The organism is Bacillus sp. FSL R7-0672, from assembly GCF_038601465.1.
Taxonomy (GTDB): Bacteria; Bacillota; Bacilli; order Bacillales; family Bacillaceae; genus Bacillus; species Bacillus pumilus.
This window is the reverse complement of the sequence record NZ_CP152010.1, coordinates 432,572-457,626: the sequence shown is the minus strand read 5'-3', so window position 1 is coordinate 457,626 and position 25,055 is coordinate 432,572. Positions and strand designations below refer to the sequence as shown.

Below are 25,055 nucleotides of genomic sequence, written 5' to 3'. Positions count from 1 at the left end.
ACCATATGAAAAAATACGTTAAAGCTTTATTACCAATGCTTCTCGCTTCATTTTTATTGGCGATTCCTGTGAGTGCTCACGTCACAGTCAAACCTGATACGTCTGCGACAAATGCGTGGGAAACCTATACGTTAAAAGTTCCTTCTGAGAGTGACAGTCCAACGACTAAGGTTGTCGTGACAATACCTAAAGGCATAGAATTCCAACAATACGAGCCTGTCCCTGGATGGAAAACATCAACTGAAGAAAAAGATGGCAAGATGACAAGAGTGACTTGGGAAGCAACTGGTAAAGGCGTGCTTGCCGGACAGTTCCAGCAATTCGTTTTTGTAGCGAAAAACCCTGAAAAAGCAGGGGAAGCTGCATGGGATGCGTATCAATATTATAAGGATGGAACGGTCGTTGAATGGACTGGCGATAAAGATGCTGATAAGCCGCATTCGATCACAAACATTGTGGCATCTAATACGGTAACGGATTCCCATGGTCAAGAAAAACCAAAGGAAGAAAAGGCATCTGAAACAGCCTCCAATTCTCCTTCACCACTTGTGCTAGGGTTGTCCATTGCTGCTCTAGTCGTAGCACTGATTGCGCTTGTGCTTGTTTTTAGAAAGAAATAATTGATTCGTAAGCGATCGTTTTCACGGGAACGATCGCTTTCATTTCTTTCCACCTTATTTGAACACGAGATGCAAGGCTTTGCCTGCAAGCTAGGAAGATCACCCCCCATTTTCCCAACCTATTATTACCAATATAGGATTGAATAGGATGATGACGCATGCCATAATGAGACACATGACCACCTAGGAGGCTATAAGATGAACCATCTAATTATATTTGCTCATCCCCAGCAAAGCTTAAATCAAACCTTATTAGATCTTGTTGTCAGCACTCTTTTGAACAATGGTCATAAAGTGACTGTTCGTGATGTTTATGCTCTTGGTTTTTCGCCAGAACTAAGCATCTTGGAAAAGGCTGCGATCAAACGGGGTGATCTCCCAATTGCCATTCAAACTGAGCAGAAGCTGATTCAGCAAGCAGATGTCCTAACGTTTATTTTCCCCATTTGGTGGACAGGCTTACCCGCTATGCTAAAGGGCTATGTAGAACGCGTTTTTTCTGAGGGCTTCGCTTATCAAATCAATGAGTATGGGGCTATTGAAAACCTGCTTCGGCACAAAAAAGGTGTCATTATCAACACGCACGATGCTCCAAGGACCTTTCTTGACTCTAACCGGATCGTTTCCGCTTCCCACCGCATGACAGCAGATACAGAAGTCTTCAATTTTATTGGGGTTGAGCCTGTTGAACGGCTTTTGTTCAGCAGCATGGAGCAGGCATCAGCAGATTACATCCACGAAATTCTGAAAGAAACAAAAGAAACGGTGGAGCAGCTTTTCCCGCCGGCTGTTTAACATAAAAAAGACTGCCGAGATTCCTTATTCGGACAGTCTTTTTCACGTTTATTCGTCTAAACCAATGGATACATATTTGGTTTCTAAATAGGGTTCGATCCCTTCGATGCCGCCTTCACGGCCAATTCCGCTCTCTTTCATTCCTCCAAATGGTGCTTGAACAGCCGATGGTCCGCCATCATTCCAGCCAATAATTCCGTAATCAAGATTCTCTGAGATGTAGAGGCCGTTTCGATAATTCTCTGTAAAGAAATAAGCTGCAAGACCAAAAGGTGTATCGTTGGCTAATTCAATCGCTTCATCTAGCGTTTTAAATGTCGTAATCGGTGCCACTGGTCCAAAGGTTTCTTCATGCATGATGTTCATGGAAGGGTCCACATGTGTGAGAACCGTTGGCTGGACAAAATAATACGACTTTTCATCATCGAAATGCGTATCACCGCCGACAAGAATTTTCGCCCCTTTATCGACTGCATCTTGAATTTGGCAGACAATTTTATCAAAGCCGCGCTTGTTGATAATTGGGCCGATGGATGTGCCTTCTTCAAAGCCATTTCCCACTTTCAGCTTTTCTACCTCTTTGCCAAAGACTTGAGCAAATGCTTCATGAATGTCTTCATGCACAATTAAGCGGTTGGCACAGACACAGGTTTGTCCTGCATTACGGAACTTAGATGCCACTGCTTGTTTGACAGCTAGTTCAAGATTGGCATCTTTGTCTACGATGAGCGGGGCATGACCGCCAAGCTCCATGGATACGTGCTTGACTGTGCTGGCACTGTTTTTGATCAGATGCTTTCCGACTGGCGTTGAGCCTGTAAACGTGATTTTGCGAATCAATGGACTATCTGTGAAAATTTCACCGACTTCTTTTCCATCTCCAACCACCCATTGCAGGGCATCCTCAGGTATTCCGGCTTCGTGGCCTAATTTTACAAGTTCAATAGCCGTCAGCGGCGTGTCTTCAGCAGGCTTCACAATAAAGGTACAGCCCGCCGCAAGTGCTGGTGCTGCCTTTCTCGTGATCATGGCTGCTGGGAAATTCCACGGTGTAATGGCCGCAACAGGACCAACTGGCTGCTTTGTGACGAAAAGGCGTTTGTTCGTCGTATGTGACGGAATGGTTCTGCCGTAGATTCGTTTAGCTTCCTCTGCGTACCATTCAATATATCCAGCCGCATAAACGATTTCGCCTAATGCTTCTTGATACGGCTTCCCGTTTTCTTCCGTGATGATTTTTGCGAGCCTTTCTTTCTGTTCAATCATGAGATCAAACCACTTGCGAATGATATTGGCACGTTCATGCGCTGACGTTTTTGCCCATACTTTGAATGCTTTATGTGAGCGCGAAATGGCGTCTTCGATCTGTTCTTTTGTATGCTGAGCAACTGAAGCAATTTCTTCTCCTGTTGCAGGATTATACACTTTGAGTTCGTTTGTCATGCTCTACCGTCTCCTTCGTTCTTGGATTCATTACATATAGTATATACCCAATGAGTGCCCAACCTAAAAGCAATATCCATTCAGCTGGCCATGATAAGGAAGCCGGCATCCCTGGAAAATAAAATGAAAGAAAAAGGAGACTTAGCCCGATGGCTAAAACGCCTGTCGTCCGCCAATATTTAATGCGGTATGGACGCTCAAGCTCTGGTTCCACTTTGCGAAGTCTCATAAAGGCAATGGACACAATTAAGTACCCGACGATGATCCCGACACCACCTGCATTGACAATCCATACGAGGGCAGGGCGCCCTAATAATGGAGCGAAAAAAGCCAAAGCACCAAGAAATAAAATGGCATTTGTCGGCGTTTTATACTTTGGATGAATATACGCAAACCATTTTGAAATCATGCCTCTTTCCGCCATCGCGTATAGAATACGGCTGGCACCGATAATAAAAGCATTCCAGCTCGTCACAATCCCTGCTACACCGCCAATGACAAGCACTGTCCCAAATGCTTGATGACCGAGAAGCTGCACCATGGCATCTGCTGTCGCCAATGAAGAGGTTTCAAGCTGTCCTTTTGATAGCCCCGCAGCTACCCCAAAGACAATAAGCAGATAAAATACGACCGCACTCACGATGGAAATAATTAAAATTCTCCCAATGATTTTCTTTGGCGCATTAATCTCTGCTGCTACTTGCGGAATCACATCAAACCCAACGAATAAAAAAGGAATCATGACTAATACGGCCATAAGACCGCCAACCCCGCCTTGAAACATTGGCTCAAGGTTTGCAAAATCCCCATTAAATGTCGCGCCGCCTAAAAGGAGAAAACCTGTCAGAATAATCGCTACTGTGAACACAGACTGAAAAATGGCCGCAGGCTTTGCCCCAATGTAATTCAGTGCTGTTAAAAACAATGCACCGCCCGATCCAATCAATACCCATGTGAAATAAACGTCCCATCCCCCTATATTCCATAGGAAGCCAACATGCTGTGTTGGAATCACATAATCAATAACTGTTGGCAAGGCAACAGCCTCAAACGTAATGACGGACACATAACCAAACAATACGCCCCATGCTGAGATGAACGCTGATTTCATCCCAAATGCCCGCTGGACAAAGACGAGCCCTCCGCCTGTCTCTGGAATCGCAGACGAAAGCTCAGCATACGTCAGTCCAATAAAGATGACGAGAATACCTCCTATAACGAAGGCAATCACGCTGCCTAAAAATCCAGCTGTTAAAATCCAATCTCCCGAAAGTACAACCCAGCCCCATCCAAGCATTGCACCAATGGATAAAAACAGTACGTCAGACTGCGACATGGTTTTTGCCATTTGTTGTTTTTGCATACAACCATCCCCCTTTGTTGTTTAGCGTGCTTTGAAGGCGTCCTCGATGATCCCTAGTCCTTCGTGAAGCAGCTCAGCTGTGATGACAAGTGGTGTTAAGAAGCGAATAATATTCCCATTAATCCCCGCCGTTAATAAGAGCAGCCCATGCTCATTTGCATATGCTGCAATCGCTGCGGCTGTTTTCTTATCTGGTGTACGCGTAGTTTGATCTTCCACAATTTCAATTGCCGCCATTGCCCCTAACCGGCGGACTTCCCCAATGAATGGATACGTAGTTCTCCAATCATTTGCTTTCTCCTCAATGACTTGTCCGATGTGCTCAGATCGTTGATTCAGTTGTTCTGTTTCAATAATATCAAGAACCGCTAGTGCTGCCACACAGCCTAATGGACTTCCTGCATACGTTCCCCCTAATTCCCCTGGATCTGCCGCATCAAGCAGTTCTTTTCTGCCGACGACACCGCTTAGCGGCAACCCAGCAGCAAGAGATTTTGACACCGTGATTAAGTCAGGCACCACATCAAAGTGCTCAATCGCAAAATATTTTCCTGTTCTTGCAAAACCTGTTTGGATTTCATCTGCTACAAAGACAATCCCGTGCTGCTGACAGAATGAAGCGACATGCTGAACAAAACGTTTCGATGGTACAATGAACCCGCCCTCCCCTTGGACTGGCTCCATGACCACACACGCAACGGTTTCTGGTGCAACGGTAGCGACGAAGAATTGGTTGAATTGATCAATGATGTACTCATCGTAGGCTGCATCGCTTAATCCTTCTGGCTTCTGATAGTAATACGGGTATGGCGCTTGATACACCTCTGACGCAAATGGTCCGAACCCAAATTTATATGGCTTGACCTTGCTCGTCATGCTCATCGTCATATTCGTTCTGCCGTGGAAGCCTCTTGTAAACGAGACAACGGCCTGTCTTTTCGTATATTTACGTGCAATTTTCACCGCATTTTCAACAGCTTCTGCACCTGAATTAAGGAAAATGGCTTTCTTGTCATGGTCGCCTGGTGTGAGGCGGCATAGCTTCTCTGCCAATTCGATATACGATTCGTACATCATCACGTTGAATCCTGGGTGGATCAGACTGTCTGCCTGTGCTTTGACGGCTTCCACAACCTTTGGATGTGAATGCCCTACATTTAACGTACCAATTGCGCCAGCAAAATCGATAAAACGTTTCCCATCGATATCGAACAGCTCGGCCCCCTTCCCCTTTGCTGCAATATGACGGTTGCCATTACTCACGCCTCTTGCGACGTATTGATCTCTTTTCCCCTGCCATTCCTCTGTTGAAAAACGGTTTGTTGTCGTTTGACTCATTGTCATCCATCCCCTTTATGTCTTTTTTATTATTCTGAATATTTTTTGGTATGATAGAAAGTACCAATATCATTTTTTTCATGGTACCAGAGAGGAAGGAATGACGAGATGCTGACAATTCAACTAGATCAAACAGGGGCAAACGGATATATTTATCATCAAATTTATACGAAAATTAAAGGTGAAATTTTAAATCGAAACCTTCAGCCGCACGATCAATTACCATCCAAACGAGAATTAGCCGATGCATTAAACGTCAGCGTGAATTCAGTGAATGGCGCGTATCAGCAGCTGCTTGCCGAGGGATATTTATATTCGGTTGAACGGAAAGGATTTTTTGTGGAGTCACTAGAAACGTTTCATGAATCAGGTCAGCTGAAACCCTCTTCCCTTCCAGCAGATTTAAAGGAAGAGCCGATTGCACGAGACGATTGGTATTCCTTTTCACATATCTCAGTCGATACCACTCATTTTCCCTTTAAAAGCTGGTTGAAAAGTGAACAAAAGGCGATCAGCCTCCACCAAGAAGCGTTTGGCGAGCTTCCGCATCCACAAGGTGTGTACGAGCTTCGGGAAACGATTGCCCGGTTAATCGGGCTGGCAAGAGGCGTCAAATGCTATCCAGAACAGCTCATTTTAAGTGCAGGCACGCAGTCACTTATCCATTCGTTATCAAGCATTCTTCCAGCCGATCAAGTATACGGGTTAGAAAACCCTGGCTATCGCCGGCTCTATCAAATGCTAAAAAACAATCATCACCGAATTGAAACGATTGGCATTGATCAAAAAGGAGTGCGGATGAGTGACATTCAGAAGAAAGAGCCGAATGTGTTGATCATTACCCCTTCACATCAATTCCCAACAGGGGTGATTATGCCAATTTCCCGGCGAATTCAGCTCTTAAACTGGGCAGCCGATGAGCATGACCGTTATATCATTGAGGATGATTATGACAGTGAATTCAAGTATGGGACTGACAGCATTCCAGCGCTGCAAAGTTTGGATCGATATGACAAAGTCATTTATATGGGGACCTTTTCAAAATCATTGCTGCCAGGCTTAAGGCTAAGCTACATGGTGCTCCCGCAGCATTTATTGAGACGCTATAAGGAAGAACAGCACTTCTTCATTCAAACGGCCAACCTTTTTACACAATACACCCTTCTTCATTTTATAAAGGATGGGGCGTATCAGCGGCATATTAAAAAAATGAATGGTTTATATGAGGAAAAGCGGAAGCAGCTCATTGAAGAGCTCGACACGGTTTTTGCTGACAATGTACGGATTATTGGGGAAAATGCTGGACTTCATTTTATCGCAGAGTTCCGCTCAAACCGCACGCAGCATGAGATTTTACAGCGTGCCAAAGAAAAAAAGCTGAAAATGTATGGGATGGACCGTTTTACCCTTGATGAGCAATTACCGGGGCATCAGGAAGGCTTTGTTCCGCTCGTCCTCGGCTTCTCTCATATGCGGCCAGAGGATATTGAGCCGACGGTAAAACGACTGTATGAGTCGATTTATGGAAAATAAAACAGCCAGCTGCTTTACTAGACAGCTGGCTTACCACCGCTCTTTATCTACGGCTAAAATGGATGACACGAGTCCAGGAAAAGCGGTTTCGATGTCTTCTGTTCTTAAAGAATAGTAGCGGTGTTTTCCGTCAATTCTCACTTTCACGATGCCTGCCTCCCTCAGCACTTTGAAGTGATGAGAAAGCGTGGATTTGGCAATATTCATTTCATACGTGCCACATGTCCTCTCGCCTGCTTCTGCTAAGCAGCGGACAATTTCTAACCGGATTGGATCGGCCAATGCGTGCATCACAGAAATCAGTCTCATGTCTTCTTGGGTTGGATGGATTGGATTATTCATACGATAAATGTATCGTATTTTGTGCCAACATACAATCTCCTTACTCGCCTCAAAAAGTAACGATACATCCTTCGGAAACGACTATGACCATATAATAGCTTTCTTGAAGGGAAGGACCTCATTTGACACGAAAGATCTGGACTTACTTATGTATGATGTTACTCGCCATTTGCTTATGTGGATGCCAATCCGTTCGGTATGCCGATTCTAAACCACCTAGTGCAGAAGAGTTATTAGCTCTCGATGAACAGGCAGATTTATTTCAATGGGAAGAAACTGTCTATGAAGCAAATGTAGATTGGACCTATCAACTAACCGTCACTAAAGATCAGCAATTAGGTGTGATTCAGAAAACAGCTGCCGAACATTTTAATCACGGCACAGCTTCCCAGCTGAAAAAAGGGACAGCGATTTACTCTGTAAAGGAGCGAAAAGACCTTTTGATCGCCGAACTTAACGGTCAAATCATCATATATGCCGCACATGCGGAAGGATAAAACACCTGTCATAAGATAGGTGTTTTTTAAGTTTCTTTTCTTGTCATAGGTCATTGGTTTTGTTATCATTGCAAAAGTGACCACTCGGTTTCCATTGTGACCATATGGTTTTGCCGAATCGGAAAGGACTTATGAAGATGAACGAAAAGCAAGAAGAGATTTTGCGAGTTTCAAAGAAATTATTCTCTCAAAAAGGCTATATGAGTGTCTCCATGCAGTCAATTGCCGATGCCTGTAAAATATCAAAAGCGTCTATTTATAAACTGTTTGATTCAAAGGAAGCTCTTCTATTAGAACTGATTAAATACAATCAGTGCAAAATGAGAGAGATTTCTCAAATCATTCATTCAGAAACAACGCTGTCCAAAAAGGAAAAATTCACAAAGAAGATCAAGCTTGAGCTTGAAGAGTTTAAAGAGAATCATAAATTTTTGAATATGCTGTCCTTTGAAGCTTTTTCACAGCATTCACCCATTGTGATTAAGCATTTACGTGAGACACGCTCCATTATCATGCAGCGGCACAGAGACATTATTTTAAGCACATATGGTGAATCTGTTGCGCCTTACGTCTGGGATCTTGTGATTGTTCTCAACGGATTAATGAGAGAATTCATCTTAATGCTGGCCATCGAGCGCAAGAACATCCAATTAGAAAATGCCGCAGAAATGATTATCGGCGTGATGGACCGTGTGTCGAAAAAGCCTTGCTCTATTGAGCCTGTGCTAACAGATCAGCTGATGGACTCTTATTTGCTTTCCACACAGGACGAATATGATGAAGAAAAGCTTGTCATCTCGTACTTAACAAAGATCAAACAAGAGCTTCACACACTGTCAAACGGGGAAGAAAAGGACGATCTCCTCTCTGCGTTTGAACTGCTAAGTGAAGAATTATCAAAGGACCAACCGAGAACCTTTTTAATCAGTTCACTACTCGATTATTTAGGCAAAAGCAGCGTTTTATCACAAAACGTGTCACAGCTGAAAAGCATCATCTTATAGATAAAGAAGGGATAACATGAACCAATCTACAACATCGTATAATCGATCTGTGATTGTGGGGATTTTCCTCGTTGGGGCATTCGTCGCGATTTTAAACCAAACGCTACTCATTCCAGCGATCCCACATATCATGGAGGAATTCAATATTGATGTCAGCAAAGGACAGTGGCTCACAACTGCCTTTATGCTGACAAACGGGATTCTCATCCCGATCACGGCTTTCTTAATTGAGAAATTTTCAAGCCGTTCTTTAGTTTTAACAGCGCTTAGTATCTTTACAGCCGGTACCATTCTTGCTTCATTCGCAACGAATTTCCCTGTATTACTTGCAGCGCGTATTGTGCAGGCAGCTGGCGCAGGGATTTTAATGCCGCTGATGCAAACGATCTTTTTAACCATTTTCCCGAAAGAAAAACGGGGTCAGGCAATGGGCATGGTCGGACTTGTCATATCTTTCGCACCAGCTCTTGGACCGACACTTGGCGGCTGGATTGTTGATTCCTTCAGCTGGAAGTTCTTGTTCTATATTGTTCTGCCAATCGGTATCATTGATCTTATTCTTGCTTTCTTCTTAATGAAAAATGTAACGCAACAAAGAGAGGCACGTATTGATGTTTTATCTGTCATCTTGTCGTCCTTCGGTTTCGGCGGGCTGCTTTACGGATTTTCTAGTGTTGGCACATATGGCTGGACGAGTGCCACCGTCCTCATATCACTGATTGTCGGCGCTGTGAGCTTGTTCTTCTTTATTCTACGCCAGTCGAATTTGACAAGACCGATGCTTGAATTTGGTGTCTTTAAGTTTGCGATCTTTAGCTTAACGACCTTCCTTGGGATGCTTGTCTTTGCTTTATTGATTGGGACAGAGACGATTCTGCCGCTCTATACGCAGAATGTTAGAGGATTGTCTGCTCTTGATACAGGGCTTATCTTACTGCCAGGTGCTCTCTTTATGGGACTCCTCTCACCAATTATTGGACGGATTTTTGATAAAGTCGGCGGAAAAGGGCTGGCATTAGGCGGGTTTACGATACTTACCGTGACAACCTTGCCATTTATGCTGCTCACCCTTGATTCATCCATCGCCCTCATTACGGTCGCTTACACACTGCGCTTAATTGGGGTTGGGATGATCATGATGCCGCTGACAACAGCAGGTATTAACTCTTTACCGCCTCATTTGATCCCGCATGGGACAGCGATGAATAACACGATGAGACAAGTGGGTGGTTCCATTGGGACGGCAGTGCTTGTCTCCATCATGAGCAGCTCTGCTGCAAATGCAGATTTGGCCAGTCCATTAAAATCAGCCGTTCACGGCATGAACACATCATTTATCGTGTCTGGTTTGATTGCGGTCCTTGGGCTTGTCCTCTCCTTTTTCTTAAAGGAAAAACGCGAGAATAAAGTGATGAAACAGGAGCTATCTTCCTCCTCATCTTCTTCATAAGAATAAGAGTCGGCATATGGCCGGCTCTTTTTTCATATACTCACGCTATATCGTCCTCCCCTAAAACACATTTGTATTTCTAGTGAAGAAAAACCTTGATAATATAAAGAAAAGAGTTGATAATAGGAACTATTCAATTTGTGAGAAAATTTTTACTATAGGAGATGTATGCATTGAAGGTCGTTAAATTTGGTGGCAGTTCACTTGCCTCTGGCAAGCAGCTGCAAAAGGTATTTGACATTGTAACAGCAGATCCAGCTCGAAAAGCAGTCGTTGTTTCCGCACCAGGAAAACGGCATTCAACGGATACGAAGGTCACCGATCTATTAATTAGCTGTGGTGAGCAATATTTACGTTTAGGCGAAGCACACGATTTACAGGAAGCCGTCATCAAGCGGTATGCCTCGATTGCGGATGAACTCGGGTTAAGTCATGACGTGATTGGCACCATCCGGCAAGATCTAGATGCCCTCTTGCAGGCTGATACGTCTCATCCTGAGCGATATCTTGATGCCATCAAGGCAAGCGGTGAAGACAATAACGCAAAGCTCATTGCCGCCTATTTCCGCTATCAAGGTGTCGAAGCTCACTATGTGAACCCAAAGGAAGCCGGTTTATTTGTGAGCGATGAGCCTGGTCAAGCGCAAGTCCTTCCGGAGTCATACGATCATTTGTACAAATTAAGAGAGCGCTCTGGCATCATCATCTTCCCTGGCTTTTTTGGCTTTAATCTATCGGGAGATATCGTCACCTTTTCTCGCAGCGGCTCCGATATTACCGGCTCGATTTTGGCAAATGGTTTGAAGGCAGATGTGTATGAAAACTTTACAGATGTGGATGCTGTCTATGCTGTCAATCCAACGATCGTTCATGAGCCGAAGGAGATTACAGAGCTAACGTACCGGGAAATGCGCGAGCTATCCTATGCTGGTTTTTCCGTGTTCCATGATGAAGCACTCATTCCGGCCTTCCGTGCAGGCATTCCAGTACAGATTAAGAACACCAATAATCCCTCGGCAAAAGGCACAAAAATTGTGAACCAGCGGGATCATACAAATGGACCCGTTGTCGGAATCGCTTCAGACAGCGGATTTTGCAGCATTTATATTAGCAAATATTTGATGAACCGAGAAGTCGGTTTTGGGCGTAAGGTGCTGCAAACGCTAGAGGAATATGGGCTTACGTATGAGCACGTCCCTTCTGGCATTGATGATATGAACATTATTTTAAGGCAGGATCAACTGGAGGAGCAGCATATTGAACAAGAGCTACTCGATCGCTTAAAGCTTGTGCTTGATGCAGATGAGGTCGTATTAGAGCCGAATCTCTCCCTCATTATGGTTGTAGGAGAAGCGATGCGTCACAATGTTGGCACCACAGCAAGAGCAGCAAAGGCGCTGTCAAAAGCGAAGGTCAATATTGAAATGATCAATCAAGGATCTTCAGAGGTCAGCATGATGTTTGGCGTCAAAGCGGCTCAAGAAAAAGAAGCCGTTCAAGCGTTGTATGAGGAATTTTTCTCTATGTCTACCGTCCCTGTCTCTCTTTAATCAGCAGGCTGCCAGATCTTAGGATCAGTAGTCTTTTTTGTTCTCACCCGATTCACATGGATTCGCGCATTAAAGTATATCTATTTCTCGTTTGATTTTGTATGATAGAGACAAACCAACTATTGTTCCGGCCTATGATCGGAGCTACAAGGAGTCCTAAAACAATGCCTCGTCAACAACTATTAAAACAGTTTCGCAATTTTCATGATGCTTCTACGAGTATTCTAAATATGATGAGTCAGTTCACTGATGTGAATACACTGTTTATTGCTAAAAACGATCAAACCACCAATCAGATTGTCAAGGTGCTAAATCATGACGAGCAGCTTCTTGAAGAAGGAGAAGAAATTCCTTACGAGAAGACATTTTGCAAGCTGGCGGTCGATCATCAGGATACGCTTGTGATCCCTGATATATCATTGGATGATCGTTCTAAATACTTAGAAGTCACGAAACGTCTTCAAGGCGGATCATTCATCGGAGTGCCGATTGATTTTACAGATGGTACGAACTACGGAACGATTTGCGGGCTTGATCTAAGACCGCAGCAATTCACAGAAGAGCATGTGCATATGTTTGAAACGATGGCTTCTCTATTAAGCTATGTCCTTGAATTAGACCGTGCCAACCGGCAGATTCAGCAATTATCTGTACCGATCGTCCCAGTTGTTGACGGTGTTGCCGTGCTTCCTCTCCTAGGTGATATCGAAGAGACACGTGCTCAGCATATATTAGAAACCATTTTACAGGAAAGCTATAGGCTGTCGCTCTCTCATTTGGTCATTGATGTATCGGGAACAAAACGCCTGAATGAACAGAGCATTCAATATTTGGTCAGCTATGCACAAACGCTGAGACTTTTAGGGATTTCAGCTGTTCTAACAGGGATTAAGCAAGACCTTGCTTTAAGTGCGATTCAATCGAATATTTCATTTAAAGACATCACCATTCGGAAGGACTTGCCGCAGGCACTTGCTCATATTGGCTTGACGTTTACCAAAATGGAATAAGAAATGATACTCAAAAAGGGCTAAATAAATTTTAGCCCTTTTTCTTCTTTTTAAATCATGCCAACTGCTGCAAATAAGAAGAATCGTTTCCGTCTTCAATAACTTGTGAAACCTTCTGTGCATGTGATGCGTCTGTGACACTGTTTAATTTTTGCATGATGTCTTCTTTCGATAGTGCATGGCCTGGTGCTCCGCGCGGAATATCGACTCGTTTGCTGATGATGGTGCCATCAGATAAGGTAAGCTTCACAATCGTAAAGCGACCTTTCGGGACAGCGTCTGGATGGGGTTCTATCGTTTGATCATATTCTCTAATCACCCGCTTCATCCATGTGCGCATGTGTGATGGAATGGTTTTTTTCGTAAAGTGATCCAGCGTTAGCGTCTGTCCATACACGGCAAGTGCGATCACATATTCAACACTGAATCGTCCTTCTTCTCCAGTCGAAGGTGCCCGCTCAATAAGCGCTGCATCTCCGCCAGGCGGGAATAGGACATCTACTTGTTTCACCTGCTCCGGTAAGAAAGTACGCTCTTTCATTAATGCTAGGATCGCATCGGCTGCATGATGCGCAGCTGAACAGAACGGGTATACTTTGAACCATAGCCCTGGCGAGACAATACGCCACGTTGTACCATACCCCTCTAGTAAACGACTTTCCGCACGCTCCTGATCTCCATAGAGAGAAAAGAAACCGAGCGCACCATCAAGAACCGATTCATTCCCGCCAAAACCTGAACAAGCTAAGTCCATAGACCAGACGGCTGTTCTAGCCGCTAAGCCGGCTTGTAATGGTTTCATATCAGAGCCGAATTGCTTTCGCATTCCAGCAGATTGCGCTCCAGCAAAGCCGATTGCCTTCATCAGCTCTTCCTGCGAAACCTTTTTTAAATACCCAATGGCACATACTGCCGCAATGGCTCCGAGGGTTCCGGTATTATGCCAGCCCCGTTCATAATGCGCCTTGCCGATGGATTCGCCAAGCCTTGCCATCACTTCAACGCCTGTGATGTAGGCTGCTAAAAATCGATCGCCATACCCTTGACCGTCTGTCAGCTGTGAAAGCAATGCTGGGATGATCACCGCACTCGGATGCCCTCTCACATCTGAATGCACATCATCATAATCAAGGGCGTGGATCAGGTAGCCGTTCAGCATGGCTGCGGATTGACGGCTGACCTTCTTCCCTTGTCCAATGACAGGAATTTGAGCTGCTCCGCCTTCTTGTTCCACCAGTGCCATGAGCTTTTGAATTCCTTCATCCTCTTTCGCAGCAAGCGCTGCTGCCGCAGCATCTAACAGACCATTTCTAGCCATTTCTACCGCCCGCTGATCTTGAAGTGGATGAGCAGACAGTACAGCCTCTGCCAGTTGTTTTGTTAGTTCCATGATCGTGACTCCAATGCCCGAACAGCAAGCTCGGCAAAGAAGGCAGCGGCAACAGGGAGTGCGCCTTCATTTAACGTAAAGGCAGGGTGATGCCATTCCTCCGTACCGCTTGTCCCCATCCATACGAAAAAGCCTGGAATGTGTTCTTGATAAAGGGCAAAATCTTCTCCGCCCGGTGACTGCTCTGCCTGAACTACTGTGAGATCCAGCGCACCTGCCGCTTCTTCGACCACCTTTGTCAAACGATCGTCATTTAACACAGAAGGCAAATACGGATGCCATCTCACATCACCTTTCGCCCCAAATCCCTCGGCAATCCCACTCACGATTTGTTTCATGAGATCGGGAATCATCGCTCTCACTTCAGGCTCAAACGTCCGAACGGTTCCTTCCATCTCAACACGATCAGGAATCACATTCCATGATGTACCGCCTTGAATGCGTGTGATACTGACGACTGCATGATGCAATGAGCTGATGCGGCGGCTGACAATTTGCTGAAGAGCACTTGTGATCTGCCCGCTGATGGCAATCGGGTCCACCGTATGATTCGGAATACCTGCATGACCACCCGTTCCTTTAATATTGATTTCAAACCGGTCTACACTTGCCATCAACGCTTTTTCTCTAATGCCTATAGTGCCAACTGGCAGGTCAGGTTTGTTGTGCATACCAAAAATCGCATCCACTCCATCTAAAACGCCTGCCTCTATGACATGTTTCGCTCCTTGCGCGACTTCCTCAGCCGGCTGGAACAAAATGCGGACCGTTCCTTTGATCTCGTGTTTCCGTTCTTTTAATAAAAGAGCCGCTCCAAAGATAGAAGCTGTATGAAAATCATGACCGCAAGCATGCATTTTCCCCGGTACCTTTGAGGAAAATGGTTCGCCAGATGCTTCTTCAATCGGAAGTGCATCAATATCAGCCCTCAGGGCAATCGTTGGCCCCTCTTGTTCTCCTTTGATTTCACAGACAACACCTGTTTGAAGAGCTGGAAAATCGAGTACGGTAATTCCTTCTTCTTCTAACCAGCCGCGCAGTTTTTTAGTCGTTTCATGTTCTTCAAATGCCAGCTCTGGATGCTCATGAAGCGCTCGGCGAATGTTAATTAAACGTTTGTTTAAAGCATCATTTCCTAATGATTTCACTGATACTCACCCCTCTAAAGAGTAAAAAGCAGCTTATGCTTCTTCAGCCGCTGCTTCTTTTTGAATAAATCGTTTTGTCCGTTCATTCTTCGTTTCATCAAATAGCTCAGTTGGTGTGCCCTGTTCAATAATATGACCATCCGCCATGAAAATCACATGGTCTGCCACTTCTCTAGCAAACGTCATTTCGTGTGTGACGATGATCATCGTTGTTTCTTGAATCGCAATGGACTTAATGACTTGAAGCACACCTGAGACAAGCTCTGGATCAAGCGCTGACGTTGGTTCATCGAGTAAAATCGCATGTGGATCAACCGCTAATGCGCGGGCAATCCCGATTCGCTGCTGCTGTCCGCCAGATAACGTGACTGGATAGCTGTCAGCCTTTTGCTCTAATCCTACCTGCTTCAGCAGCTTCATTCCTATCTCATTTGCCTGCTGCTTCGTCATTTTTTTCGTCACAAGCAGTGATTCTGTGATATTTTGCAGTGCTGTCTTGTTTTTAAATAAATTATAGTTTTGAAACACCATGGCCGTTTGTTGACGCAGGTGATGGGCTTCTTTTCGTGTATATTTAGACGCATCGAGCTTCGCATCGCCAATTTCAATCGTGCCTTCATCTGGTATTTCTAATAAATTTAAGCAGCGCAGCAAGGTGGATTTACCGGAGCCAGAAGGTCCGATAATGGCCACAACCTGCCCTTTTTGCACATCGAGATTGATTCCGTCTAAGACGACAAGGTCGCCGAATGATTTCTTCAAATTGGTGAGCTTGATCATGTCCACACCTCCTTAATTCCGGTAAGGTTTGCTAATTTTTCGTTCAAATAGGTCTTGAAGGAAGCTATAAATGATGGTCATCACCCAATACACAATCCCTACAGCTAAATAGGTTTCAAAGTATTTATAGTTCGCCGACGCAATCATCTTCCCTTGTGCAAACATTTCTGCCACACCAATCGTAAAGGCAAGAGATGTTTCTTTTAAAAGACCGATAAAGGTATTTCCCGTTGCTGGAATGGCATTTCTAATTGCCTGCGGGAAAATAATTCTCACGTAAGACTGCCATCTTGTCATGCCGACAGATAGACAAGCTTCCAGTTGCCCTTCATCTACAGAATTAAGGGCCGCTCTGAAAATTTCTGCTAAGTATGCTGAGTTTTTAATACTTAATCCGATAATGACCGCTGTTAGGGCATCCATTGAGGTCATCGCAGGGAATAGCTGCGGAAGACCAAAATAAATGAGAAAGAGCTGAACCAAGGTTGGAACCGCTCTGAAAAAAGAAATATACAGCTTGGCAAATTGGTATAAAACAGGTATCCGGTTTTTCGTAATGAGAGCGAATACCACACCAATGATAATGGCAAATACCATGGAGACAATCGCCATGAAGATCGTTATCGGCAAGTATTGGATCAATGTCGGAAAAACCGTCACCATATACTGCCAATCAATTTTGTTCATGTCTGCTCTTCACCGCCGCTGTCGTTATTTTTTAATTGGCACTGTGACATCGTCTTTGAAATACTTCTCAGACAATTTCTTAAGTGTCCCGTCTTCTCTTAATTCTTTGATCGCTTTGTTAAATTCTTCTCTTAGCTTGTCATGCTTTTTATCTTTGGCAAATGGGTAGCCTACTTCTTCATACACAATTGGGTTGCCAACGATTTTGAGAGGCAGACCTGTTTTTTCAATTTGAGCAAGTAATACACTGCGTCCGTTGACATAAGCATCTACACGGCCATTTGCCACTTCATTTAAGACACCGTCTTGCGTTTCATATGTTTTAATATTGATTTTTTTGTCCGGATCTTTGCTCTCTAAGTTTTTGGCGTGGTTAGAGCCAAGAACCGCGGCCACTGTTTTTCCTTTTAAATCATCAAGACCTTTGATGTCGTTGTTGTCCTTTTTCACGATGATTTGTGTTCCTGCGTAAGCGTACGTATCAGTAAAGTTAAACGTTTGTTTACGCTCATCTGTGACTGCGACTTGGTTTGACACTGTATCCAGCTTACCAGATGTCAGCTGCCCCATGAGTCCGCTGAATTCACTCAGCTGCCAGTCTAGTTTGTAGCCTAGTTTTTTTGCGATGGCTTCAGTTACTTCGACATCGAAGCCAACAAGCTTGCCATTGTCTTTATAAGCAAACGGATAGCTTTGCCCTGTGGCACCTACTTTCAACACTTTTTCGTCTTTGCCTTCACTCTGATTGTTACCGCCGCAAGCTGCTAAAACTGCCAACATTGCTGCAAATAGAACGACTAGCCACTTTTTGTTTTTCATGATCGTATACCCTTCTTTCCTCTTATGGTTGTGTGATATCTGACCTTAGTTGTTTTTTAAAATAAACCGTGATGTGACCCTTGCCTAAATCCTTTTCTCCTGCTCTGACGTAGCCTTTGCGCTCATACATGTCTATGAGCCACGGATGCTTATCAGCTGTACCAAGAGATACGTATGGCACCTTCAAGGTATCTCTTAACACTTCGGTTTCCACCCATTCCAGCAAGACAGAGCCTGTCCCTTTTTTGGCGGATGGTTCTGAGGCAAACCACCAAATATGAGGGACGCCGAACGGGCCTGGCTGTTCTCCCCAAGGCATACGGAGCGTCAAGGTAGATAGAAGCTCTCCGTTTTCTTCCATCACATAGCAAAGATTCTTTTGTACATTTTTTTGAACGAGAGCGAAATCAGCATGTGCTGCTTGGAACTGGATGCCGAGCTCACGAATTGGCTCATAGGCTCTTGTTGTCAGTTCAAGCAGCGCCTCTATATCTGCCTCTGTTGCCAGACGAAACGTGTATCCCAACGTTAGTCACCTCACCCTTATGTCGTGTAGCGATTTTTTGGCTGTGTTAATCCTAGATTTTCTCGTAAGGTTTGTCCTGTGTATTCTGTTTTGAATAAGCCTCTTTCCTGAAGGATTGGGACGACGCGGTCTACGAACATGTCCAGCCCTTCTGGCAATAGCGGCGGCATGACGTTAAAGCCGTCTGCTGCTTCTTCATTGATCCATGTTTCCATCACATCTGCGAGCTGCTGAGGTGTACCAATGAAAATATTATGACCACGAGAGCCGGCAACCGATTGATAGAGCTGGCGAATGGTCAGGTGATCCTTTCTCGCCATATTCATCACGAGATCAAAACGGCTTTTCACCGCATTTGACGTGCTTGGATCAATCTCTGGAAGCGGTCCGTCTAAAGGATACTGAGACAGATCAATCCCACCTAAGTAGTTTTGCAGAATGCTCAGCCCAATCTCAGGAACAATCAGCTCCTGTAATTCTTCATATTTCGCTTTGGCTTCTTCCTCTGTATCAGCAATAATCGGGAAGATCCCCGGCATGATGCTGACGTCCTCTCTAGCACGACCAGCAGCCTCTACTTTCTCCTTTAAGCTTTGATAAAATTCCTTCGCTTTTTCGAGATCGTTTTGTGCAGTGAAAATGAGTTCAGCTGTTTTCGCTGCAAGCTTTTGACCATCTTCGGATGATCCTGCTTGAATGATCACTGGCTGCCCTTGAGGCGTGCGTGATACGTTGAGAGGACCCCTTACTGAGAAAAACTCCCCTTTATGCTGGAGCTCATGAAGCTTACTAGATTCAAAGAATTCTCCCGTTTCCTTGTTTCTGACAAGGGCGTCTTCCTCCCAAGAATCCCAAAGACCTTTGACGACTTCAACGAACTCTTCTGCTCGCTCGTATCGTTTATGGTGTGCTAAATGCTCTTCGCCGCTAAAGTTTTTCGCTGTTTCTTCAATAGAAGATGTGACCACATTCCATGCCGCTCTTCCGCCTGATAAATGATCAAGGGAGGCAAACTGTCTTGCAATATGGAAAGGTTCACTGTATGTAGTGGATGCTGTTGCTGCTAAACCAATTGATGAAGTAGACTCAGCAATGGATGAAAGCAGGGTGAGCGGTTCAAATCTCGTGAGTACATTCGGATGAGAGGTTTGGTTAATGGATAAGCTGTCAGCTAAAAAGAGTAAATCCAGCTTTCCTTCCTCTGCTTTTTTCGCTAATTGTTTAAAATAATCAAGGTTCATGGCTGCATCTGATACGGCGTTCGGATGTCTCCAAGAGGCAACATGATGTCCAGTTCCTGCAATGAATACGCCTAGCTTGAGCTTCCTTTTCGGCTGTGACACTTGTTCTTCATCCTTTCTATATCCTGCTGTATCAAACTGAAGTCCTCAGAAGATACATTTTTCTGATTGAATTAATCGGTTTTATCAATAAAAAAAGGGCAAATGTTGCGAAAAATGAAAAATAATTATTACTATATGCCCTTTTTACAGGATTGTCAACCGCCTTCTGAACCTCCAAAATCAGAAATTTAACTCGTTCATCACGGTGTATCGATTTCAATATTTCCGATGAGCCGGTCTGTGGTATGTGTCACCAATTGACTGCGTTCAAGCATGTTATGGGCGATCACGGAATGAGTGGAAGAAATGGTGCGGACGGCAATCGCTTTTTGAGGAGACAAATTAATGATGTTATTCCGCAGCACACGGGCTGAGGCGGCTTGATCAATAAAGATCGCCGTCGGCTGTCCGAACGAACGATTTAAATAAAAGCGGTTATCTCCGATTTGTGGTGAACCGTTTTTAATATACATCACGACATATAAAGATGATTCTTCAAAGGAATTGTCTTTGATTTCTAATGGCCCCGTCGTGCTACTGTATACGGCGTAGTTTTGGTAGTGCTTAAAGCGATTATGCCAAATGAAAGCCTTTGCATTTCCAGTGACACTGATCGTATACGAAGACGCAAGCTCTGGGTGTCCCTCTTGAATAAAGTGATTGCCGTTGATTCCAGCTTCTCCATCCTGCACCCAGATCCCTCTGCTGAAATCTTTGAATTGATTGTGCTGGATCAGGATATTCGTTCCTCTCACCATCGCCCCATCGATCACCGAATAGATGGTATTGTTTGAAAAGACGACGCTATCCGATTGATAGATACGCAGTGCTGCGCTTCTTTGCCCTGTATTCGTCCCCGATTCAATATGATTTCCTTCTATTAGAATACGATTCGCCATATAAACGGACAAAGCCGCATCTTCAAATAGACTGATCTTATTCCCTGTAATGTGAACACTGTCGCCCCTCACATCAATCCCTTTTTCAAACCCTTCAATCATATTACCGATAATTATCACATTGTTTTCCGATTGATCAAGAGAGACACCTAAGCTCGTAATTCCTGCTTTTGTTACGCCTCCTCCTACTGCACGGATCAAATTGTTTGCAATGATTGTTTCGGTGGCAAAGCCATAGGAGATGCTACTGTCTGTATGATTGCCTTCGATGATGACACCATAGCCATTGAAGTTATAAATGGAGCTTGCGGCACCACCTCTTACAATGTTATTTCGAATTTGAATATTCAGTGGTTCCTCCATATTAACCGCGTTTTCTCCGTAGCCTTCAATATCAATGCCCATTCTTGGCTCGACTCCGTTTACTCCTGCTCTCTCCAGCAGACAGTCCTCCACAATGACCCCGTCACAGCCTGTAATCGAGATATTGTTTCGTCTTGAATCTGTGATGTGGCAGCCGGAAATATGAATAGATGAAGCAGGCGAGTATGATTCAGCTTGTGATAATAAACCGTGGGGACTGACAATAATGCCGTCTCCCGTACAATTCTTGATTTGCACACGGTTCACTTCCACATTAGAGGCCCCTTCAATACATATCCCAAAACCCCACTCATGGGTTTTTCGTTCAGGGGGAAGCAAGTTGTACACATGCTCATGGCGATCTCCTTCGATTCGCCCGCCCCGGATGGTCACATGCTGAACCTTTCCTATATAAAAGGCCGCATACCCCCATGAATTATTTGGTTTTACCTTAATCACGGCATCCGGCGCCATCTCAATGGTCATATGACTTGGCACACGTATACCCGCACCTCGGAAAGGAAAAAATCGATCCCCTCTGTACACTGCATCGATGACATACGTTCCGCTCGGCAGCCAGACGTGAGAATACCCCTGTGCTTTCGTCCATTGTAAGCATTCATTGAGCTTCGCTGTACAGTCCGTTTTCCCATCCGCCAGCACACCAAAATCTTGTACATTGACAACAGGCTTTTTTAGATCAGATTCATTCAATTCCCCCAACCTAAACCCCTCCTATTCACACATGTCCTCTTGTCATCCTATGCATGTGTAAAAGGTTTGCTTGTACAATCCTTCAAATTTTAAATAAATTCTTCCAATATAACTTTCTGACCATTCTTACTTGAAAGAATTTTTCGTTTTTTGAGTCTTTACGCCTATTTAACTAACATTTTCCTGTTTTAGAATAGTTTTATATTGACACAAGAACTATACAAGAATATCATTTTTCTCATATCTCTTTTTTTAAGAAAGGATCTATGCCATGTCTACAATTGACCACGATAAAATTGTTAAAAGTGTTCCTCAAAAAGGGTTTTTTGGACATCCTAAAGGACTTTACACACTGTTTTTCACTGAATTTTGGGAGCGTTTCTCTTATTACGGCATGCGTGCACTGCTTATTTACTATATGTACACAGAGGTGACAAAGGGCGGTCTTGGTTTTGATCAGACGACAGCCAATTCGATCATGTCTGTCTACGGTGCGCTTGTCTATATGTCAGGCATTATTGGCGGATGGCTCGCCGACCGGGTATTCGGTTCGTCCAGTACGGTCTTTTATGGCGGGGTGTTCATTATGCTTGGACATGTCATTTTGGCTTTGCCAAGCGGAGCAACAGCGCTCTTTATTAGTATGGGACTGATTATTATTGGGACAGGTCTTCTGAAGCCGAACGTTTCAAACATTGTTGGCGACCTGTATTCCAAAACAGACCCACGCAGGGATTCTGGCTTTAGTATTTTCTACATGGGGATCAACATGGGCGGTTTTATTGCCCCATTAATTGTCGGAACACTCGGTCAAAAAGTGAACTTCCACCTCGGATTCTCACTTGCTGCCGTTGGGATGCTTGTTGGACTGATTACATTTGTGATCACGAAAAAACCGAATCTTGGTCTTGCCGGTACTTTTGTAACAAATCCGTTATCAGCTACTGAACGCAAGAACTTCAAAATTTTCGGAACATTAATTGCCATTGTGCTCGCTGTTTTTGTCGTCATTGGCATTCAAACTGGCGCTCTTACGATTAATCTATTCACTTGGTTTGTCAGTGTTCTTGGGGTGCTTATTCCGATTGTGTATTTCATCGTCATGTATTTCAGTAAAAAGACGAGCCCAGTGGAGCAATCCAGGGTTCTCGCTTATATTCCATTGTTCCTTGCTGCGGTGATGTTCTGGGCGATTCAAGAACAAGGCTCAAACATTCTAGCCACATATGCAGATCAACGAACAAACTTGAATTTCCTTGGGATGACACTTGCCTCTTCATGGTTCCAATCATTGAACCCAATTTTCATTGTGCTCTTGTCTCCTGTGTTTGCTTGGTTGTGGATTAGACTAGGGAAAAAACAGCCATCTACCCCGATTAAGTTCTCACTTGGCCTTCTGTTTGCAGGATTATCCTTCATCATCATGATCATTCCTGCCTACATGTCTGGCCCGAATACACTTGTAAGTCCATTATGGCTCGTTCTGAGCTTCTTCCTTGTCGTGATCGGAGAGCTCTGCCTATCACCAGTTGGGCTGTCAGCGACAACAAAGCTTGCACCTGCTGCCTTCTCAGCGCAAACGATGAGCCTTTGGTTCCTTTCAAATGCGATGGCACAGGCGATCAATGCGCAAGTGGTCAAACTGTTTGATAAAGTGCCAGAAACCGTCTATTTCGGTATCATCGGATTGCTTGCCATCGTTTTATGCGGTGTGATGCTATTACTTACACCAGTGATTAAGAAAGCGATGAAAGGCGTTCATTAATAAAAAACTGGACATGAGTACATCATGTCCAGTTTTTTACTTTATTTATGATCAGTCTTCATTTAACCTAAAAAAATGTATTGCGTTTCTAAGTCATTGAATAATATCAATGACTATTTAACAAAAGAACTTAAATCAATCTGTTAATAAAAGTAATATCTTACTGTATTATTAATTCGTTTTCATTGGTACTGTCTCTCATTTATTTCAATGTTAAAATAATTCACGGCATTGTTATAACAAATATCTTTGACTATTTTTCCTATAAATTCGTAATCCCTTGGAAGCTCACCATTTTCTATCCAAGTCCCAAATAAATTACATAAAATTCTTCTGAAATATTCATGGCGAGGGAACGATAAAAAGCTTCTTGAGTCTGTAAGCATACCTACGAAAGTGCTAAGCAAACCTATATTAGATAATGTTTTCATTTGATCTAGCATGCCGTCTTTTTGATCATTAAACCACCACCCGGATCCAAATTGAATTTTTGCTCTGGTATCAGAAGACTGAAAATTCCCTATAGTAGAGGCCACAATAGCATTATGAACGGGATTTAAATTATAGATAATGGTTTTAGGTAAAAGGTTATCTTTGTCTAAGTCATTCAAAAAACCATTTAAATGTCTTGCTAGGTGGAAGTCAGACATAGAGTCGTACCCACTATCTTTTCCCGTTAACTTGAACATTCGTGTGTTATTATTCCTTAAAGCACCTATGTGTAATTGCATGGTCCAATGAAGAGAATGATATTTTTTACTCAGGTGAATAAGAGTGTTTGTTTTAAATTTATTTATATCCTCTTGGGATAGTGTTTTTCCTTGCAGCGCACGTACAAATATAGAAGACACTTCTTGTTCAGTAGCTGGTGAAAATGGAAATATTTCAAAACCATGATCAGAAATTCTGCATCCATTCGCGTGAAAATAATCAATTCGTGAATGTAATGAAGCGATAAAGTTTTCATATGTTAAAACAACGCCGTTGATTGACTCACCTAATTTTTCTATATAATTCACAAAATTTGATTGTTCAATATTTAAAGCATGATCCGGTCTAAATGTAGGTAGGACCCTAGTTGTAATTCCTACATCTTTACGTATGATTTGATGAATTTCTAAAGTATCGATTGGATCATCAGTAGTACATACAACTTTCACATTAAATTTTTCTAAAATTCCATTTGTGGACATGTTACTTTCATTTAATCTCTCATTACAGATATCCCAAACTTTATGTGCATTTTTTTCTGAGAACAACTCATTTATATTGAAATAACGACTTAATTCTAAATGTGACCAATGATAAAGAGGGTTTCCTATTGTATATGGAACAGTTTGGGCCCAAGCTAAGAATTTTTCCTTGTCACTTGCATTCCCCGTGATAAATCTTTCTTCTACGCCTAACCATCGCATAGCCCTCCATTTATAGTGATCTCCATTAAGCCAAATATCAGTCATATCTTCATATTTTTTGTTAATAGCAATGTCATCAGCCATTAAATGCGTATGAAAATCATAGATTGGCATATTTTTCGCGTAATCATGATAAAGAACTTTTGAACTTTCGTGATTAAGCATCATATCTTCGCTTAGGAATGTAGACAATATAGTCACCTCTATACTTATGTTTAGAAAATCTCAATTAAATGAAATAAGGTGTTATTAACAAAAATA

The 25,055-nt window shown here is 43.5% G+C and carries 22 protein-coding genes; 9 read left to right on the top strand and 13 right to left on the bottom strand.

Going from position 1 to position 25,055, the window contains the following annotated elements; all coding sequences use genetic code 11:
- Window positions 1-5: 5 nt before the first annotated feature.
- Together MKY18_RS02185 and MKY18_RS02180 are read left to right on the top strand one after the other, a co-directional pair.
- On the top strand, window positions 6-620 hold the full coding sequence (locus MKY18_RS02185) for a DUF1775 domain-containing protein (protein WP_342497701.1): 615 nt from the start codon (window positions 6-8) through the stop codon (window positions 618-620).
- A 198-nt stretch (window positions 621-818) separates the two neighbouring features.
- Entirely contained in the window at window positions 819-1,415 is a 597-nt protein-coding gene (locus MKY18_RS02180) for an NAD(P)H-dependent oxidoreductase (RefSeq protein ID WP_113768568.1), read from the top strand.
- A 48-nt stretch (window positions 1,416-1,463) separates the two neighbouring features.
- On the opposite strand, the gene MKY18_RS02175 is transcribed toward MKY18_RS02180, so the two are convergent.
- Genes MKY18_RS02175 through gabT form a run of 3 tightly spaced genes read right to left on the bottom strand, consistent with a single transcriptional unit; the run spans window position 1,464 to window position 5,559 of the window.
- Window positions 1,464-2,858 (bottom strand): NAD-dependent succinate-semialdehyde dehydrogenase, encoded by a 1,395-nt coding sequence (locus MKY18_RS02175; RefSeq protein ID WP_217012720.1) that lies wholly within the window; start codon window positions 2,856-2,858, stop codon window positions 1,464-1,466.
- Window positions 2,833-4,221, bottom strand: a complete 1,389-nt coding sequence (locus tag MKY18_RS02170; protein WP_113768565.1) for an APC family permease — start codon at window positions 4,219-4,221, stop codon at window positions 2,833-2,835. The genes MKY18_RS02175 and MKY18_RS02170 overlap by 26 nt, the downstream gene beginning before the upstream one ends.
- Before the next feature lie 21 nt (window positions 4,222-4,242).
- The gene (gene gabT / locus MKY18_RS02165) at window positions 4,243-5,559 is read right to left on the bottom strand and encodes a 4-aminobutyrate--2-oxoglutarate transaminase (protein ID WP_342497700.1); all 1,317 of its coding nucleotides are present in this window, start codon (window positions 5,557-5,559) and stop codon (window positions 4,243-4,245) included.
- Window positions 5,560-5,667: 108 nt separating this feature from the next.
- Here gabT and MKY18_RS02160 point away from each other — a divergent pair, with 108 nt between their 5' ends.
- Window positions 5,668-7,092: a PLP-dependent aminotransferase family protein gene (locus tag MKY18_RS02160; protein ID WP_342497699.1), complete on the top strand. Its 1,425-nt coding sequence runs from the start codon at window positions 5,668-5,670 to the stop codon at window positions 7,090-7,092.
- Window positions 7,093-7,122: 30 nt separating this feature from the next.
- Here MKY18_RS02160 and MKY18_RS02155 read toward each other — a convergent pair whose 3' ends face one another.
- Window positions 7,123-7,434, bottom strand: coding sequence for a metalloregulator ArsR/SmtB family transcription factor (locus MKY18_RS02155; protein WP_185108327.1), 312 nt, complete (start codon window positions 7,432-7,434; stop codon window positions 7,123-7,125).
- Between the two features lie 122 nt (window positions 7,435-7,556).
- On the opposite strand from MKY18_RS02155, the gene MKY18_RS02150 reads away from it, so the two are divergent.
- From MKY18_RS02150 to MKY18_RS02130, 5 genes are all read left to right on the top strand, one after another.
- Window positions 7,557-7,931, top strand: a complete 375-nt coding sequence (locus MKY18_RS02150) for a hypothetical protein (protein ID WP_185108325.1) — start codon at window positions 7,557-7,559, stop codon at window positions 7,929-7,931.
- Window positions 7,932-8,068: 137 nt separating this feature from the next.
- Window positions 8,069-8,935: a TetR/AcrR family transcriptional regulator gene (locus MKY18_RS02145; RefSeq protein ID WP_254110916.1), complete on the top strand. Its 867-nt coding sequence runs from the start codon at window positions 8,069-8,071 to the stop codon at window positions 8,933-8,935.
- Window positions 8,936-8,951: 16 nt separating this feature from the next.
- The gene (locus tag MKY18_RS02140) at window positions 8,952-10,385 is read left to right on the top strand and encodes an MDR family MFS transporter (protein ID WP_185108321.1); all 1,434 of its coding nucleotides are present in this window, start codon (window positions 8,952-8,954) and stop codon (window positions 10,383-10,385) included.
- Window positions 10,386-10,558: 173 nt separating this feature from the next.
- Window positions 10,559-11,935 carry an aspartate kinase gene (locus tag MKY18_RS02135; RefSeq protein WP_044140503.1) on the top strand — a complete coding sequence of 459 codons (1,377 nt, stop codon included), beginning with the start codon at window positions 10,559-10,561 and terminating at the stop codon, window positions 11,933-11,935.
- Window positions 11,936-12,099: 164 nt separating this feature from the next.
- Window positions 12,100-12,945, top strand: coding sequence for a GAF domain-containing protein (locus MKY18_RS02130; RefSeq protein WP_113768560.1), 846 nt, complete (start codon window positions 12,100-12,102; stop codon window positions 12,943-12,945).
- Between the two features lie 55 nt (window positions 12,946-13,000).
- Here the strand turns inward: MKY18_RS02130 and MKY18_RS02125 are convergent, their stop codons facing one another.
- The 8 genes from MKY18_RS02125 to MKY18_RS02090 form a co-directional block, all read right to left on the bottom strand.
- Window positions 13,001-14,335 carry an MmgE/PrpD family protein gene (locus tag MKY18_RS02125; RefSeq protein ID WP_185108317.1) on the bottom strand — a complete coding sequence of 445 codons (1,335 nt, stop codon included), beginning with the start codon at window positions 14,333-14,335 and terminating at the stop codon, window positions 13,001-13,003.
- On the bottom strand, window positions 14,326-15,483 hold the full coding sequence (locus MKY18_RS02120; RefSeq protein ID WP_185108315.1) for an amidohydrolase: 1,158 nt from the start codon (window positions 15,481-15,483) through the stop codon (window positions 14,326-14,328). Before MKY18_RS02120 ends, MKY18_RS02125 begins: the two co-directional genes overlap by 10 nt.
- 33 nt (window positions 15,484-15,516) lie before the next feature.
- Complete coding sequence (locus tag MKY18_RS02115; protein ID WP_044140499.1) at window positions 15,517-16,263, bottom strand: amino acid ABC transporter ATP-binding protein; 747 nt, start codon at window positions 16,261-16,263, stop codon at window positions 15,517-15,519.
- 12 nt (window positions 16,264-16,275) lie between these two features.
- A complete protein-coding gene (locus MKY18_RS02110; RefSeq protein ID WP_003214174.1) occupies window positions 16,276-16,950 on the bottom strand; it encodes an amino acid ABC transporter permease in 675 nt (224 codons plus the stop codon).
- Between the two features lie 24 nt (window positions 16,951-16,974).
- On the bottom strand, window positions 16,975-17,769 hold the full coding sequence (locus MKY18_RS02105; RefSeq protein WP_113768556.1) for an amino acid ABC transporter substrate-binding protein: 795 nt from the start codon (window positions 17,767-17,769) through the stop codon (window positions 16,975-16,977).
- Between the two features lie 22 nt (window positions 17,770-17,791).
- Window positions 17,792-18,295, bottom strand: a complete 504-nt coding sequence (locus tag MKY18_RS02100) for a GNAT family N-acetyltransferase (RefSeq protein ID WP_340908855.1) — start codon at window positions 18,293-18,295, stop codon at window positions 17,792-17,794.
- Window positions 18,296-18,312: 17 nt separating this feature from the next.
- Entirely contained in the window at window positions 18,313-19,638 is a 1,326-nt protein-coding gene (locus MKY18_RS02095; RefSeq protein WP_106032984.1) for an LLM class flavin-dependent oxidoreductase, read from the bottom strand.
- 200 nt (window positions 19,639-19,838) lie between these two features.
- On the bottom strand, window positions 19,839-21,623 hold the full coding sequence (locus MKY18_RS02090; protein ID WP_342488026.1) for a right-handed parallel beta-helix repeat-containing protein: 1,785 nt from the start codon (window positions 21,621-21,623) through the stop codon (window positions 19,839-19,841).
- Window positions 21,624-21,885: 262 nt separating this feature from the next.
- Between MKY18_RS02090 and MKY18_RS02085 the strand changes: the two genes are divergently transcribed.
- Window positions 21,886-23,379 (top strand): peptide MFS transporter, encoded by a 1,494-nt coding sequence (locus MKY18_RS02085; protein ID WP_113768554.1) that lies wholly within the window; start codon window positions 21,886-21,888, stop codon window positions 23,377-23,379.
- A gap of 182 nt (window positions 23,380-23,561) precedes the next feature.
- On the opposite strand, the gene uxaC is transcribed toward MKY18_RS02085, so the two are convergent.
- Window positions 23,562-24,986 (bottom strand): glucuronate isomerase, encoded by a 1,425-nt coding sequence (uxaC, locus tag MKY18_RS02080; RefSeq protein ID WP_342497698.1) that lies wholly within the window; start codon window positions 24,984-24,986, stop codon window positions 23,562-23,564.
- Window positions 24,987-25,055: the final 69 nt, after the last annotated feature.

Bases quoted from the DNA above. Each gene is read 5' to 3' on its own strand.
- MKY18_RS02185 (WP_342497701.1), top strand. From the start codon at position 6: ATGAAAAAATACGTTAAAGCTTTATTACCAATGCTTCTCGCTTCATTT.
- MKY18_RS02180 (WP_113768568.1), top strand. From the start codon at position 819: ATGAACCATCTAATTATATTTGCTCATCCCCAGCAAAGCTTAAATCAA.
- MKY18_RS02175 (WP_217012720.1), bottom strand. From the start codon at position 2,858: ATGACAAACGAACTCAAAGTGTATAATCCTGCAACAGGAGAAGAAATT.
- MKY18_RS02170 (WP_113768565.1), bottom strand. From the start codon at position 4,221: ATGCAAAAACAACAAATGGCAAAAACCATGTCGCAGTCTGACGTACTG.
- gabT (WP_342497700.1), bottom strand. From the start codon at position 5,559: ATGAGTCAAACGACAACAAACCGTTTTTCAACAGAGGAATGGCAGGGG.
- MKY18_RS02160 (WP_342497699.1), top strand. From the start codon at position 5,668: ATGCTGACAATTCAACTAGATCAAACAGGGGCAAACGGATATATTTAT.
- MKY18_RS02155 (WP_185108327.1), bottom strand. From the start codon at position 7,434: ATGAATAATCCAATCCATCCAACCCAAGAAGACATGAGACTGATTTCT.
- MKY18_RS02145 (WP_254110916.1), top strand. From the start codon at position 8,069: ATGAACGAAAAGCAAGAAGAGATTTTGCGAGTTTCAAAGAAATTATTC.
- MKY18_RS02140 (WP_185108321.1), top strand. From the start codon at position 8,952: ATGAACCAATCTACAACATCGTATAATCGATCTGTGATTGTGGGGATT.
- MKY18_RS02130 (WP_113768560.1), top strand. From the start codon at position 12,100: ATGCCTCGTCAACAACTATTAAAACAGTTTCGCAATTTTCATGATGCT.
- MKY18_RS02125 (WP_185108317.1), bottom strand. From the start codon at position 14,335: ATGGAACTAACAAAACAACTGGCAGAGGCTGTACTGTCTGCTCATCCA.
- MKY18_RS02115 (WP_044140499.1), bottom strand. From the start codon at position 16,263: ATGATCAAGCTCACCAATTTGAAGAAATCATTCGGCGACCTTGTCGTC.
- MKY18_RS02110 (WP_003214174.1), bottom strand. From the start codon at position 16,950: ATGAACAAAATTGATTGGCAGTATATGGTGACGGTTTTTCCGACATTG.
- MKY18_RS02105 (WP_113768556.1), bottom strand. From the start codon at position 17,769: ATGAAAAACAAAAAGTGGCTAGTCGTTCTATTTGCAGCAATGTTGGCA.
- MKY18_RS02085 (WP_113768554.1), top strand. From the start codon at position 21,886: ATGTCTACAATTGACCACGATAAAATTGTTAAAAGTGTTCCTCAAAAA.